The sequence below is a fragment of the Moraxella sp. K23 genome (assembly GCF_041154765.1).
Classification (GTDB): Bacteria; Pseudomonadota; Gammaproteobacteria; order Pseudomonadales; family Moraxellaceae; genus Faucicola; species Faucicola tetraodonis.
Map to the genome: position 1 here is coordinate 422,273 of NZ_AP031595.1, position 14,712 is coordinate 436,984.

The window sequence follows — 14,712 nt, forward strand, 5'->3', positions numbered from 1 at the left end:
TGTTGAACTGCTTTTTTTACTGCTATACATACATGCAAACACGATTGACTTACTGATTGTGCTGCGGCGTTACCGACTCATCGTGAGAGGGCGCTACGTCAGTTTGGGGAGTGGTGGTGGATTTTTTAGTGACAACCACGGCATTTTCCACCTTTTTACTGGTACGCGTTTTGGGTTTGGCTGCTGGTTTTTCGCTCGCCTTAGCTTTACGCGTCCGGGTTTTGGGTGCTTTTGGGGTTGCCAAGGTCAGCATACCAACGGTTGCCGGTTTCATTTGCTCTGCCACACTTTCAATCATGTTCTTATAACTTACCGGTGTGGTTTTACGTTTTTGCGCCGCTGCTTCTGCGCTATCTTCTACGTCCGTTGCTTCAACACCTTCGCTGTCAGTATTAAAGGCTACTGCGGATTCATCAGCTGTTGGCACTAAGTCAACGTCCTGATTGGCTGTAGCGTCATCTGCTATTGTTGTTGCAGAGACTGGCTCGGTTGGTCGGTTAGCGACTGGCGCATTGTGTGCTTGCAAGTAAGCTTCGACCAATTTACCTTGCTCAATCAACGCATGACCTTTATCGCCCAAGCGCGCCACAATCCATGCGCCTACGCTACCTGCTTGATATGACAGGTGGTTTTGGCTGGGTGAGGCTGATTGAGTTGAGGCTGCTTCTACTTGACCGGTGACACTGTCAGTTTGATTGGGGGTAGGCTCAGCAACTGACGGGTTTGAGTCAGTCGGCGCTTGAGCGACAGCGGTATCAATTATGGCGCCGCGTGGATCATTGATGGCGCGTTTAGTCACTATTGGCAGCGCAGCGTCAGTTTTGCCTGCTTGGCATTGGAACTGACTGGCGGGCAAAATGGCCGTATGATAATCATCCAAGTTTTGCGCGGATAAACTGGCATAACCATAATTTCTAAAATACTGCCCAAAACGCTGTTGTTCAGCCACTACGACATTATCTTTTGCTGGGGTAGTGGTGGTAGCAGCTTGATGATTAAAAGCGTCGATGGCTTGGATAAAGCAGCTAACCACGCTGTCGGTTGCCATTTTTTCGGCGGCATTATCTAGGTACTGGTTAATAAACTGACTGACCGTACCTGAAATTTTTGTCACCGAAGTGCTCACCACAGAGGCAACTGGGCTAAATTGCGCTTGATAAGCCTTATACACTTCGCGTGGGTCATTTTTGGCACGACCTTGGCTCGGTGTCACTGCCAGCTGGGCAGGGGCTTGCTCAGCGGATGGCGCAGATGGTGTGGATGCTGTAGAAAGCTCTGCTACCTCGTCATTGGACACTGTAACGCTGCTAGGGTTAACTGGCGTCTGAATTGCCTGTTCGGGTGTTGTGGGTTCGGGCATCGTAGCCGATGCTAGTGGCTGCACCTCAGGTTTTGCAATTTCCCTTTTGCTGGCATCTAGCGAGAGATGCGTTGTTTCAACCGCAGCTATAGGCTGCTGTTGTTCAGTTTTAAATACTTGAACTTGCACACTGTTGGGGTCACGTTGTTTGGTGCCTTTCGGTTTGTCTGCTCTGGATTGGTTGTTTTTTCTACCATCGACAGGGGCAACAGCGGTATCAGTCGCTGTCACATCATTGACTACAACCGCGTTACTATCCTCATTCGCTAGTGTAGCACGACGTTCTTTGACCCCGCGGCTGTCACGGCGACTATTCGGCTCGCGTTTTGGCAGCTCACTCGTTTTGGCAGTTTTTGACGCATCGTTTGACTTGTCTTTATTGCTGTCAGTGTCCTGTGATGAAACTTCCGCCTCACTCGTTTCAGATTGATAACGGTTTGGTTTTTTAGCCTTTGGTTTGCGGTTGCCACGTTTACGGCGCTCGGCATCTTTATCGCTTGATTCAGCCGTGGCTGAAGGTTGTTGAGACGCTTCTTGATAGGGATTGGCACTAGTTTCGCTGGTGTTTGTGCTCACTACAGGGATGCTTGCCGTCAATGCGGCGTGATTGATTTGACCTTGCACACCCAAGCTTTGCGCGCCGGTATTGACGAGACTTTCAATCGCCGAAGCGGCATCTTGACCACTAAAATGTGGAGTGACTTGGGCTTGCTGGGTAGGAGCAAACAAGTTCGATAGCCAAGCGACTGCAGAGGTTGCAGGCACAGTGGCAGCCGGCTGCGCGGGCTGTGGTGCGGCAGCTTTGGGGGCAGTCGTATTGTTGGTAGTTTGCTGAGGTTTATTGGATGGTGTTGCAGGGTTAGGCGTGGTATTAGCGGCGTTGCTAGCACTGCTCCAGGCATTATGATTACCTGTCGGTGCTACACGGCTGACTTCATTGTCATCGGTGTGCCAGTTGCTAGTATCGTAGCCACGGTCTTTATATTCTTGTTGTTGGCTTTCGGCGACACGCTCATAGCTCGATGGCGCAAACCCATCACTGTTATAAGTGATATTAAACTCGGGGGATTCAAGATGCGCATGCGGCAAGATAGTAATGCGCGTGCCACTTTCTTGCTCAAGACACACCAGCGTTTCACGTTTTTCGTTGAGTAAAAATGCGGCGATATCGGTTGGCACTTCGGCCTGTATTTCGCCATGACGCTCTTGTAGTGCACGTTGTTCGATTTGACGCATGATTGACAAAGCAAGTGAACGCAAGTCACGAATCATACCGGTACCGTGACAACGCGGGCAGAGGTAACCTGTTGCTTCTTCAAGTGACGGACGCAAGCGTTGACGACTCATTTCAAGTAGTCCAAAACGTGAAATTTCAGCGAATTGGATACGCGCACGGTCGTTTTTGGTGGCTTCTTTGAGACGATTTTCCACTTGTTTTTGGTGGTCATCGGTTGCCATGTCAATAAAGTCAATAACAATCAAACCACCCATATCACGCAAGCGTAATTGACGGGCGATTTCATCTGCCGCTTCCAAATTGGTATTAAACGCCGTTTCTGAGACATCCGCGCCTTTGGTGGCTTTTGATGAGTTAATATCAATCGATACCAGGGCTTCAGTTTGGTCAATCACAATCGAACCGCCGCTTGGCAAACGTACTTCACGTTGGTAGGCGGTTTCGATTTGTTTTTCAATCCCAAAACGGGCAAACATCGGCTCATAGTCAGTGTATTTGCGCAGTTTATTCGCTTGCTGCGGCATCACCGCTTCAATAAAATTCGCCGCTTCATTATAGGCGTATTCATTGTCGACCCAAATTTCCGTGATATCATCACGCAAGTAGTCGCGTACGGCACGGGTGACTACGCCAGCTTCTTGGTGCAACAGGCGAGGTGAGGGAAATTTTTGGCTTTGTTGTTGTATGCCTTTCCAAATGTTTAATAAATGGTCAAGGTCTTGTTGTAATTCATCCGTGGTTTTACCAATCCCTGCGGTACGGATGATAACGCTCATGCCTTTGGGTAGTCTTAGATCACTTAACGCTTGCTTCATCTCATCGCGCAACTTACCAGAGATTTGGCGAGAGATACCGCCGCCACGCGCATTGTTGGGCATCAATACCAAATAACGACCCGCCAATGAAATCAAAGTAGATAACGCAGCGCCTTTGTTACCACGTTCTTCTTTTTCCACCTGAACGATGAGTTCATCGCCTTCTTTAATCAGTTGTTTGATGTTAGTGGTAGAGCGAGGGTCGCCTGCTAGATACTCTGGGGCGATTTCACGAATCGGTAAAAAACCTTGACGTTGTGAACCGTATTCCACAAATACCGCTTCAAGCGATGGCTCGACACGGGTCACATGACCTTTATAAATATTGGCTTTTTTTTGCTCGCGGGTACGGTTTTCTAAATCGAAATCATACAAATGATTGCCATTGCACAGGGCAACACGGATTTCTTCAGCGTGGGTAGCATTGATGAGGATGCGCTTCATGTGTTTTCTCCTAAACACACAAAACATACGAGCGTAGATAAATGTTGCTATCAAACATTTGATGAAACAACGTCAAACAGTTTTGACTAGACTCGCTGATAGCAAGCGCAAGTGGCTTGACAACGCTTGATAACAAGGTTTGTTGTTCACCAAAAATTGCATGATGAAGTTGGATTATTGCCATAGCGAGGTTGTAAGCCTGTTAGGTAAATACAGCCATCATGCTGGATTGGGGGTTGTTGCCCAAAACAATGTGCGTTTTAGGACAAATGAATGAACCCTTTTTCCCTATTGGTCAAAAAGTGTTAGCGTTAGTTTTCGCTTTAAATGGCAAGCCTGATAAGTTAGGTTTTACAAAGGCGTGGGCAATTTAAAATGGTAAATCATCCAAAACCGTAAACGTTTATCTCAAAATCGCAACTACTGAGTTCATTTACCTAGGCGCATAATACGCTAATCGTTACCAGCAGTTTTGTGGTTGTAAGGCACAAAACCCACCATTTATCTGTTATCTCTATATATCACTAATCTTTACAAACTATTTGAACATGTTTTCAAATGACAATTATCTTCGTTACTCGTATGTCGTGTGCTGATATTGATTAAAATCAGTCTTAAAATCTATAAATATTGGCAGTTTAGTGCGCCCTATCGTGAGTCATACTGCCATGAATAAATTTCGGCTGTATGGGCGACACCAAAAGCGACAGTTTAATTATCCCGCATACACTACTTTGAAATGAAGCTTAACAGGGTTTAAGTCGAATTGATGGCGCGAATTCATAGCGGCACAGGCACTAAACTGCTAAACTATAGCAAATTTTTATGTAAACGGCTATCAAAATATGACAGAGCACTCGCAGTCTCCCAAACGTCCTGCCCATCCTAGCAAAAAACGCGACACCCCATCGCAGCAATCGGCTCATCAAACCCCAAAACGCACGCCTAGTAAACAACCGCCTAGTAAACAACCGCAGTCTGCAGATGACGATATTTTAGATTTTGCTAAAGTCAATTACTTGACCGTCACGCGCCAGCAGCATGACCAACGTGTTGATAATTTTTTGTTGGGTCGTCTTAAAGGACTGCCGCGCTCACACGTCTATAACATGATTCGTTCCGACGAAATCCGTGTCAATGGCAAACGCTGTAAACCCCACGATAAACTGCAGCGTAATGACGTGGTGCGCATTGCACCCATCAAGCTTGCCACGCGTGAAAAACCCGTGATAAGCCCTGACTTTGCCCAGAGCTTGCTTGAGCGCATTGTATATGAAGATGAGGGTTTAATCGTGCTCAATAAACCATCGGGTATGGCGGTGCATGGCGGCAGTGGCGAGAGTTTTGGCGTGATTGAAGCCATGCGAGAAGTAACGGGTAAAAAATACCTTGAGTTGGTACACCGCATTGACAAAGATACCTCTGGCTTACTGATGATTGCCAAAAAACGCTCAACCCTTAAAACTTTACAAGAGCATTTGCGAGAAAAAACCTTGCAAAAAACCTATCTGTGTTTGGTGGTAGGTTGGATAAGTAGCGAAACACAAACCATTGATAAACCGCTACTAAAATACACGTTGCCTGCCACACAAGAAGGCAAAAGCGGTGAACGCCGTGTCAAAGTAGATGTAAAATCCGAAGACAGTAAGCCAAGCCAAACCCAAATTAAAGTGTTGCAAAAATTTGAGTTAAATGGTCAAAAAGTCAGCTTAATTGAAGCCAAACCGCTGACAGGGCGTACCCACCAAATTCGGGTGCATTTGGCGAGTATCGGGCATCCATTATTGGGTGATGATAAATATAATCCGAATGTAGCTAAAGGCGATAAAAGCGTGCGCCGTTTGTGCTTGCATGCTTATCAGCTTGCTATTCCAGAATATGAAACAATTACAGCCGAATTGCCAGAGGATATGCAAAGTTTAATTGGTAATGAAAATGATTGAATATTATGGTTGGGTGTGTGTCCGAGAAGGTTTTAATGAAGCCAACGAATCTGAAGAGATGATGGGTAAAATTTGGCAAGAATTTCTTTCTAAAATAGATATGACCTTTAAAAATTTAGAAAATCCACAGATTAAAACGGGTATTCTAAATGGCAACTATCAATTTATGATTTTTGGGTTTCATAATCATAAATCGCAAGAATTTTTTGACGTTTTAGAAATTTATCAGTGGCTTGCTAAAAATGCTGTTGGCTCATATGGGTTGCTTCATTATTTTGACGATGAAGATAAAGCAGGATTCGACAATCAATTTCAAGTGTATAGTTTAAAAAAAGGTAAGTTTGAATGTCAGCAAGACAAATTATTATCTCCCTATTTTAATGAAATTGAAGATAGAAAATGACAACAAATAATTTCAAAGACAAATCGCTAATCATTTTCGATTGGGATGGCACGTTGATGGATTCGGTGGGCTTAATCGTCGATGCCATGCGCTATGCTGCTGAAAAGCACGGTTTAACCGTCACTGATGAAGCGACAAAATCTATTATCGGCATTGCGTTAGTCGATGCGTTTCCCATGCTATTTCCCAATGACAGCGATAAATATGATGAACTTTTAGCGACTTACTCAGAATATTATGTCAAGCATTGCGACAACGACAAACTGTTTGATGGTATTAAAGAATTGATTCAAGATTTACACGCACAAGGCAAAACACTAGCGATTGCCACAGGGAAAAAACGAAAAGGGCTGCAGCGCGTGCTACCCAATTCTGGCATTCAAGCGTTTTTTACGCTCACCAAAACCGCTGACGAAACCGCAGGTAAGCCCAATCCGCTCATGCTGCAAGCAATTTTGAGCGAAACGGGTAAAACGGTGGAAGATGCGATATTGGTCGGTGATAGTATTCATGACATCCGTATGGCAAATGCAATACAGATGGATAGCATTGCTGTAAGTTATGGCTGTGAAAAAGCCGATGTTTTGGCAAAAGAACATCCAACTAAGCTTGTGACCACAATCAATGAACTAAAACAACAGCTAATTTAGTTTAGCTTTGTGCAGATAACTAACTTCGAGTAGAATAACGGCAACTAAAAATTTTAAAAAGCTGTTAATAATGACCGAAGAACTACTCATCAACATTAGCCCATCTGAGAGCCGAGTCGCGGTGCTCGAAGATGGGATACTCAACGAAATCTTTATCGAACGCCATAGCAAACTTGGCTCAGTAGGCAATATCTACCTTGGCACAGTGGTGCGCGTATTGCCAGGCATGCAGGCGGCGTTTATCGACATTGGGCAATCACGCACCGCATTTTTGCACGTCAATGATATGCAGACCCTGCGTCCTAAGCTTTCAGCCATTGAACCGCCCAAACCGCAAAACCCCGCAATTGACAACACCTTAGACCCTGACACCACCACGCTTGCGATGACCACAACCACCTATCAGCCACCGCCTAACGAGTTGATAGAAAACCGCTTGTATGAAGGACAGCGTATCTTGGTGCAAGTGATTAAAGACCAATTAGGCAGTAAAGGCGCACGACTGACGACGGATGTGTCATTGCCTTCGCGTTATTTGGTGTACTTGCCGTATGGTGAACATATCGGTATCTCTCAGCGGATTGATGGCGATGAGCGAGAGCGGTTAAAAACACAGCTTGGCGAGCTGATGCACCAAGTCAATCTACAAGGCGGATTGATTGCCCGTACCGCTGCCGAAAATATCCCGCAATCCAAGCTAGAAGAAGATATTTATTATCTACTACAGCTTTGGCGTATGGTACAAGCCCGCCGTGAACAAACGCCGACCCATCGCCGTTTTGAGCTGATTTATCAAGATTTATCACTACCTTTGCGCGCGATTCGAGATTTGATTGGTGAGCAGACTGAAAGGGTGACGGTCGATAACGCTAGAGTGTTTGATGCTATTCGTCATTTTGCCAAAGAATTTGTCCCACTCATTTATCCACGTATTCAATTGTATGAAGGCGAGCAGGCGTTATTTGATGTTCACCGCGTTGAAGAGGATTTAAAAGACGCGCTCAATCGCCGTGTTAATCTCAAATCAGGCGGTTATCTTATTATCGACCAAACCGAAGCCATGACCACCATTGATGTCAATACAGGCTCTTTTGTCGGAGGGCGTTCTCTTGAAGATACGGTGTATAAAACCAATTTAGAGGCCACCCACGCCATCGCCCGTCAGCTGCGACTGCGTAATTTGGGCGGGATTATCATTCTTGACTTTATCGATATGCAAGAGCAACAACACCGCGATGAAGTGCTAGCAAGCCTGCAAGAACAATTAAAGCGCGATTATGCCAAAACCAACATCAGCGAAGTCTCAGCGCTTGGGCTGATAGAGATGACTCGCAAGCGCACGCGTGAGAGCCTACAACAACAGCTTTGTGAGCCGTGTCCAACCTGTGGCGGTAAAGGCTTTGTTAAAAGTGCCGAAACCGTGTGTTTGGAGATTTTCCGCGAATTGATGCGCTGCGCTAGAACCTATAATGCCCCTAAGAAATTTACTGTCGTCGCAAATAGTGGGGTGATTGATTTGCTTGAAACCATTGAGGCGGATACGGTGGCAGAAATGGAATATTTGCTGGGTCGCCCGATTAACTTGGAGAGTGATAACCGTTTTAACCAAGAACAATATGATATTTTGCTAGATTAGCCTATTGCTTTTACCCAAAAAATCGGTATAATACAGCCCACTTAACTTATTGCAGGGCGACGAAGATGATTCGTCAATTCATAAAAGAATAAGCCCTTTAATACAGTCGCTCCATTGTTTGCGACACGAAATTAAAGAAGACAGTTTCACCGACTATTAATAATGCTATCTATGTATTGCAAGTTAATGGTTTGAGTGGGACTGAAATTTTTTTACTTTCAAAAAGTGCCTGTCAAAAACAGGTAAAAAATGCAAGTTAGGTGTTTACTCAATAACAGCTTAACACCCAACGCAAATTAACCCATATCAAACTTTATATTAGGAGCTTACTGGCATGGCTAACCAGAAAATCCGTATCAGACTTAAATCTTTTGACCATCGTCTGATTGACCAATCAGCTCAAGAGATTGTTGATACCGCAAAACGCACAGGTGCACAAGTTCGTGGTCCAGTACCGCTACCAACTCGCATTGAACGCTTTAACATCTTAACCTCACCACACGTGAACAAAGATGCCCGTGACCAATACGAAATCCGCACATTCAAACGTATGGTAGATATCGTTCAGCCTACTGACAAAACAGTCGATGCACTGATGAAGTTAGATTTGGCGGCGGGTGTTGATGTACAAATCGCATTAGGCTAACCCCTTAGGGTAACACCTATATTGAATAACAGTAAAAATTAAGAGGTTAACAACATGGCGATCGGTTTAGTCGGAAAAAAATGCGGCATGACTCGTATCTTCACAGAAGCAGGTGTTTCAATTCCTGTCACTGTTGTTGAAGTTACTGCCAACCGTATCTCTCAAATCAAAACACAAGACACAGACGGCTACCAAGCTATCCAAGTAACAACTGGTGAACGTCGTGATTCTCGTGTTAATGCAGCTCAAAAAGGTCACTTTGCAAAAGCTGGCGTTGCTGCAGGTCGTGGCACTTGGGAATTTCGCGTCGAAGACAGCGAACTTGAAGGCCGCGAAGCAGGTAGTGAAATCGCTGCTGACTTGTTCCAAGTAGGTCAAATCGTTGACGTAATTGGTACCAGCAAAGGTAAAGGTTTCCAAGGTGGTATCAAACGCCACAACTTCCGTTCACAAGATTGGACACATGGTAACTCAGTATCTCACCGCGTTGTGGGTTCTACAGGTCAAAACCAAACACCGGGTCGTGTATTTAAAGGCAAAAAAATGCCAGGTCAAATGGGTAACAAACGTGTGACCGTACAAGGCTTAGAAGTGATTTCAGTTGATGCTGAAAAAGGTATCCTAGTTATCAAGGGTGCAATTCCTGGTGCCAACGGTGGCGACGTTATCGTACGTCCATCAGTTAAAGCTTAATCAAGGGGATTAACGTGAATCTAAATACAGTAACAGGTTCGGCGGTTGAGCTATCAGACGTAGCATTTGGTCGTGAATTCAACGAAGCACTTGTACACCAAGTAGTTACCGCTTATTTAGCGGGTGGTCGTCAAGGTAGCCGTGCTCAAAAAACGCGTGGTGAAGTATCTGGCGGTGGTAAAAAACCATGGCGTCAAAAAGGTACTGGCCGTGCACGTGCAGGTTCCATCCGTAGCCCAATTTGGGTCGGTGGTGGTCGCGCATTTGCAGCCAAACCACAAGATTGGTCACAAAAAGTGAACCGTAAAATGTACCGTGGTGCCATGCAATGCATTCTTGCTGAATTGATTCGTCAAGACCGTTTAGTATTGGTTGATGACATCAGCATTTCAGCACCAAAAACTAAAGAGCTTATCGCTAAACTTAAAGACTTAAATGCCCCTAAAGCATTAATCGTTACCAATGAAGTTGACGAAAATCTTTACTTAGCTGCTCGCAATATTCCATACGTCAGCGTACTAGGTAGCACTGAAGTTGATCCAGTTAGCCTGATTGCGTTTGACAAAGTCATCATGTCTGTCGCAGCCGCCAAAGAAATTGAGGGAGTGTTAGCATGAATAACGCAAGACTATATCAGGTACTAAAAGCACCTGTATTTTCAGAAAAATCTCAAATCTTGGGCGATACTTTAGGTGTGCAAGTGTTCAAAGTTGACACCAACGCGACAAAAAAAGAGATTAAAAAAGCCGTAGAATTAATGTTTGAAGGTGTTGAAGTAGTTAAAGTTAACACTTTGAATGTTAAAGGTAAGACAAAGCGATTTGGTCGCACGGTAGGTCGTCGTCAAGACTTCAAAAAAGCCTATGTGACCTTAAAAGCTGGTCAAGATGTTCAAGTAGCCGACGTAGCAGAACAACCTGCTGCTGACAACGAATAAGGATTACACAATGCCTATCGTAAAAGCCAAACCGACATCACCAGGTCGCCGATTTGTCGAGAAAGTGGTGCATCCACACCTTCACAAAGGTCGTCCTTATGCAGCATTAGTAGAGTCAAAAGGCAAAACTGGTGGTCGTAACAACAACGGTCGCATCACTACCCGTCATATCGGTGGTGGTCATAAACAGCATTACCGTGTTGTTGACTTCAAACGTAACAAAGACAACATCCCTGCTGTTGTAGAGCGTATTGAGTACGATCCAAACCGTACTGCGCACATCGCACTACTTAAATATGCAGACGGTGAGCGTCGTTACATCATCGCACCAAAAAAATTGCAACAAGGCGATACCGTTATTTCTGGTGAAACTGCACCAATTCGCCCAGGTAACTGCTTACCACTACGTAGCATTCCAGTAGGTACAGTGATTCACAATATCGAACTTAAAATCGGTAAAGGTGCACAGATCGCTCGTTCAGCAGGTGCTGCGGTTCAATTATTGGGTCGTGATGGTATCTATGCAATCGTTCGTTTACGTTCAGGCGAAACTCGTCGTATCCACGTAAATTGTCGTGCGGTTATCGGTGAAGTATCAAACACTGAAAATAACCTTAAATCATTGGGTAAAGCAGGTGCCAACCGCTGGCGTGGCGTTCGTCCTACCGTTCGTGGTACTGCAATGAACCCAGTTGACCATCCACACGGTGGTGGTGAAGGTCGTAACTTCGGTAAACACCCAACCAGCCCATGGGGTCAAAAGGCTAAAGGCCTTAAAACACGTTCTAACAAACGTACTGACCACATGATTATCCGCCGTCGTCGCGTCAATAAGAAATAAGGAATAATTTCATGCCTCGTTCATTGAAAAAAGGTCCATTCATCGATGCGCACTTGTTTGCCAAAGTTGAGAATGCGTTAGAAACTAACTCACGCAAACCAATCAAAACTTGGTCACGTCGCTCAATGATTTTGCCACAAATGGTCGGCTTAACTATTTCTGTTCATAACGGTCGTACACACGTACCTGTTATCGTAAACGAGCAAATGGTTGGTCATAAACTTGGTGAATTCGCCCCAACCCGTACATATCGTGGTCACGGCGTTGACAAGAAATCTAAGAAATAAGGTGCTCATCATGGAAGTAACTGCAAAATTACGCGGTGCCGCCATTTCGGCACAAAAAGTACGCTTAGTTGCTGACGAAGTTCGCGGCAAATCAATTGAGCGTGCATTAGATATCTTAACCTTTAGCAACAAAAAAGCCGCTAAATTGGTTAAAAAATGCTTAGAATCTGCGATTGCTAACGCTGAGCATAACAATGGTTTAGACATCGATACATTGCGTGTTTCTACCATTTATGTGGATGAAGGTATTACGTTAAAACGTGTTTTACCACGTGCCAAAGGTCGTGCTGACCGTATTAGCAAACGTACTTGCCACATCACAGTTAAGGTAGGAGCATAATATGGGACAGAAAGTTCATCCAATCGGCATCCGTCTTGGCGTAATCCGTAAATCAAACGCTAACTGGTATGCAGATCCAAAAAAATACTCTGAATACTTAATCAACGACTTACAAGTTCGTAAATATTTAGAGAAAAAGCTTAAAGCAGCGATGATCAGCGGTATTAGCATCGAACGTCCTACGGGCGCAGCTAAAATCACTATCGCCACGGCACGTCCTGGTATTATCATTGGTAAAAAAGGCGAAGATATTGAAAGCCTACAAAAAGAACTTACCAAATTAATGGGCGTACCAGCACAAGTTAGCATTGAAGAAATCACCCAACCAGACTTAGACGCACGTCTAGTGGCTGATGGTATTGCTTCACAACTTGAACGTCGTGTGATGTTCCGCCGTGCTATGAAACGTGCTGTTCAAAACAGTATGAAAGCTGGCGCACAAGGTATCAAAGTTGAGCTATCAGGTCGTCTTGGCGGTGCTGAGATTGCGCGCTCAGAGTGGTATCGTGAAGGTCGTGTACCTTTGCATACATTACGTGCTGACATTGACTACTCAAATGTACGCGCAGAAACCACTTACGGTACTATCGGTGTAAAAGTTTGGATTTTCCGTGGAGAAGTGCTTGATGGCATGAACCGTGTATATAATCCAGTCAAAGAAGAAAAACAAGCACGTGCACCTCAAAAACGTCGTGCTCGTAATGATCGTAGCGACCGCCCACGTAGTGAGCGCCCAGCTAAAGACAGAGGTTAATCGATATGTTACAACCAAAACGTACCAAGTTTCGTAAAGTACAAAAAGGACGTAATACGGGGTTAGCTCACCGTGGTAGTAGCGTATCTTTTGGTACAATCGGACTTAAATCAGTAGAACGTGGTCGTATGACTGCACGTCAAATCGAAGCTGCTCGTCGTACGATTTCACGTCGTATCAAGCGCGGTGGTAAAATTTGGATTCGTGTATTCCCAGACAAACCAATTACCGAAAAACCACTAGAAGTTCGTATGGGTAAAGGTAAAGGTCCAGTAGAATACTGGGTATGCGAAATCAAACCAGGCAAAATGCTTTATGAAATCGAAGGGGTTTCTGACGAGCTAGCAACTGAAGCGTTCACGCTTGCAGCTGCCAAGTTGCCTTTCAAAACCACCATTGTTAAACGGACGATAATGTAATGAAGATCAGTGAACTTAAAGACAAATCAGTCGAAGAGCTGACCCAATTACTAGACGAAAAACAATTAGAAACATTTCGTCTTCGTATGGCAAAAGCCACTGGTCAGTTAGGCAACACCCATGAGATTAAAGCAAATCGTCGTACGATTGCTCAAATCAAGACTCTTATCTCTGAAAAACAGAACACCGAAAACCAAGGGGCTTAATCATGAGTGAGCAAAATACCAACCAAGCTAACGCTACTGAACAAAGTACAGTCACTGGTAAAGTTGTCAGTGACAAAATGGATAAAACCATTACGGTACTTGTTGAGCGTCGTATTCGTCATGCCAAATATGGCAAAATGATTCGCCGTTCTACCAAACTACATGCTCATGATGAAAACAATGAGTGTGGCGTTGGTGATACAGTTCGTATCAAATCAACACGTCCACTATCAAAAACCAAATCTTGGGTGTTAGTAGACGTCGTAGAAAAAGCAGTTAATATTTAATTTAACTTAAATAGATAGTTATAATTGCAAAGTAAGTCAGTAACTGCTACAATACGCCACCTTAAAAATGGCTTATTGTGGCAAAGACTTGTTTTGCCAATTTATGGAGTAACGCGATGATTCAGACTGAAACAATGCTGGAAGTTGCAGACAACAGTGGTGCAAAACGAGTTATGTGCATTAAAGTGCTAGGTGGCTCACATCGTCGTTATGCATCAGTAGGCGACATCATTAAAGTGACTGTGAAAGAAGCAATTCCACGCGGTCGTGTCAAGAAAGGTGATGTAATGAACGCGGTAGTCGTACGCACGAAGTTTGGTGTACGTCGTCCTGACGGTTCAGTACTACGTTTTGATGATAATGCAGCTGTGTTGTTGAACAACAATAAAGCACCAATTGCAACACGTATTTTTGGACCAGTAACCCGCGAACTACGTGGCGAACAATTTATGAAAATTGTTTCATTAGCCCCAGAAGTATTGTGAGGAAAACATGGCAAAATTACGTAAAGGCGACCAAGTGATTGTAATTGCTGGCAAAGATAAAGGCAAGCAAGGTACAATACTAGCAGTAAAAGAAGACCGTGTAAAAGTTGAAGGCATCAACATCGTTAAAAAACACCAAAAGCCAAACCAACAGACTGGCGTTGAAGGTGGTATTATCGAGAAAGAAGCATTTTTACACATTTCAAATGTTGCAATTTATAATGCAGCAACCCAAAAGGCAGATCGTATTTCTTACCAATTGAATGACGAAGGCAAAAAACAACGCGTTTATCGTTCATCTGGTGAAGTTGTGGCGACTGCATAACCAT

At 44.4% G+C, this 14,712-nt stretch carries 19 protein-coding genes; 17 read left to right on the forward strand and 2 right to left on the reverse strand.

The window, feature by feature from the left end:
• Window positions 1–49 precede the first annotated feature (49 nt).
• Entirely contained in the window at window positions 50–3,856 is a 3,807-nt protein-coding gene (locus ACAM37_RS01790; RefSeq protein WP_369626404.1) for an Rne/Rng family ribonuclease, read from the reverse strand.
• A gap of 10 nt (window positions 3,857–3,866) precedes the next feature.
• Complete coding sequence (locus ACAM37_RS01795; protein ID WP_369626405.1) at window positions 3,867–4,040, reverse strand: hypothetical protein; 174 nt, start codon at window positions 4,038–4,040, stop codon at window positions 3,867–3,869.
• Between the two features lie 661 nt (window positions 4,041–4,701).
• On the opposite strand from ACAM37_RS01795, the gene ACAM37_RS01800 reads away from it, so the two are divergent.
• From ACAM37_RS01800 to rplX, 17 genes are all read left to right on the forward strand, one after another.
• Entirely contained in the window at window positions 4,702–5,799 is a 1,098-nt protein-coding gene (locus ACAM37_RS01800) for an RluA family pseudouridine synthase (protein ID WP_369626406.1), read from the forward strand.
• The gene (locus ACAM37_RS01805; RefSeq protein ID WP_157797666.1) at window positions 5,792–6,202 is read left to right on the forward strand and encodes an Imm7 family immunity protein; all 411 of its coding nucleotides are present in this window, start codon (window positions 5,792–5,794) and stop codon (window positions 6,200–6,202) included. Before ACAM37_RS01800 ends, ACAM37_RS01805 begins: the two co-directional genes overlap by 8 nt.
• Window positions 6,199–6,852: an HAD family hydrolase gene (locus ACAM37_RS01810; protein ID WP_313097764.1), complete on the forward strand. Its 654-nt coding sequence runs from the start codon at window positions 6,199–6,201 to the stop codon at window positions 6,850–6,852. Before ACAM37_RS01805 ends, ACAM37_RS01810 begins: the two co-directional genes overlap by 4 nt.
• A 70-nt stretch (window positions 6,853–6,922) precedes the next feature.
• Window positions 6,923–8,488 (forward strand): Rne/Rng family ribonuclease, encoded by a 1,566-nt coding sequence (locus ACAM37_RS01815; RefSeq protein ID WP_138018550.1) that lies wholly within the window; start codon window positions 6,923–6,925, stop codon window positions 8,486–8,488.
• Between the two features lie 334 nt (window positions 8,489–8,822).
• Window positions 8,823–9,134, forward strand: a complete 312-nt coding sequence (gene rpsJ, locus ACAM37_RS01820) for a 30S ribosomal protein S10 (protein ID WP_007115544.1) — start codon at window positions 8,823–8,825, stop codon at window positions 9,132–9,134.
• Between the two features lie 54 nt (window positions 9,135–9,188).
• Window positions 9,189–9,827, forward strand: a complete 639-nt coding sequence (gene rplC / locus ACAM37_RS01825; protein WP_007115545.1) for a 50S ribosomal protein L3 — start codon at window positions 9,189–9,191, stop codon at window positions 9,825–9,827.
• Window positions 9,828–9,841: 14 nt separating this feature from the next.
• Window positions 9,842–10,444: a 50S ribosomal protein L4 gene (rplD, locus tag ACAM37_RS01830; RefSeq protein ID WP_007115546.1), complete on the forward strand. Its 603-nt coding sequence runs from the start codon at window positions 9,842–9,844 to the stop codon at window positions 10,442–10,444.
• Window positions 10,441–10,764: a 50S ribosomal protein L23 gene (rplW, locus tag ACAM37_RS01835; protein ID WP_007115547.1), complete on the forward strand. Its 324-nt coding sequence runs from the start codon at window positions 10,441–10,443 to the stop codon at window positions 10,762–10,764. Before rplD ends, rplW begins: the two co-directional genes overlap by 4 nt.
• Before the next feature lie 10 nt (window positions 10,765–10,774).
• Complete coding sequence (rplB, locus tag ACAM37_RS01840; protein ID WP_007115548.1) at window positions 10,775–11,605, forward strand: 50S ribosomal protein L2; 831 nt, start codon at window positions 10,775–10,777, stop codon at window positions 11,603–11,605.
• Window positions 11,606–11,616: 11 nt separating this feature from the next.
• Window positions 11,617–11,892, forward strand: coding sequence for a 30S ribosomal protein S19 (gene rpsS, locus ACAM37_RS01845; RefSeq protein WP_007115549.1), 276 nt, complete (start codon window positions 11,617–11,619; stop codon window positions 11,890–11,892).
• Between the two features lie 10 nt (window positions 11,893–11,902).
• Entirely contained in the window at window positions 11,903–12,232 is a 330-nt protein-coding gene (rplV, locus tag ACAM37_RS01850; RefSeq protein ID WP_007115550.1) for a 50S ribosomal protein L22, read from the forward strand.
• 1 nt (window position 12,233) lies between these two features.
• Window positions 12,234–12,986, forward strand: a complete 753-nt coding sequence (rpsC, locus tag ACAM37_RS01855; protein WP_007115551.1) for a 30S ribosomal protein S3 — start codon at window positions 12,234–12,236, stop codon at window positions 12,984–12,986.
• 5 nt (window positions 12,987–12,991) lie between these two features.
• The gene (rplP, locus tag ACAM37_RS01860; RefSeq protein ID WP_007115552.1) at window positions 12,992–13,405 is read left to right on the forward strand and encodes a 50S ribosomal protein L16; all 414 of its coding nucleotides are present in this window, start codon (window positions 12,992–12,994) and stop codon (window positions 13,403–13,405) included.
• A complete protein-coding gene (gene rpmC / locus ACAM37_RS01865) occupies window positions 13,405–13,611 on the forward strand; it encodes a 50S ribosomal protein L29 (protein WP_007115553.1) in 207 nt (68 codons plus the stop codon). Before rplP ends, rpmC begins: the two co-directional genes overlap by 1 nt.
• A gap of 2 nt (window positions 13,612–13,613) precedes the next feature.
• The gene (gene rpsQ / locus ACAM37_RS01870; RefSeq protein ID WP_007115554.1) at window positions 13,614–13,898 is read left to right on the forward strand and encodes a 30S ribosomal protein S17; all 285 of its coding nucleotides are present in this window, start codon (window positions 13,614–13,616) and stop codon (window positions 13,896–13,898) included.
• Between the two features lie 116 nt (window positions 13,899–14,014).
• On the forward strand, window positions 14,015–14,383 hold the full coding sequence (gene rplN / locus ACAM37_RS01875; RefSeq protein WP_007115555.1) for a 50S ribosomal protein L14: 369 nt from the start codon (window positions 14,015–14,017) through the stop codon (window positions 14,381–14,383).
• A 7-nt stretch (window positions 14,384–14,390) separates the two neighbouring features.
• A complete protein-coding gene (gene rplX, locus ACAM37_RS01880) occupies window positions 14,391–14,708 on the forward strand; it encodes a 50S ribosomal protein L24 (protein WP_007115556.1) in 318 nt (105 codons plus the stop codon).
• The last annotated feature ends 4 nt before the right edge of the window (window positions 14,709–14,712 follow it).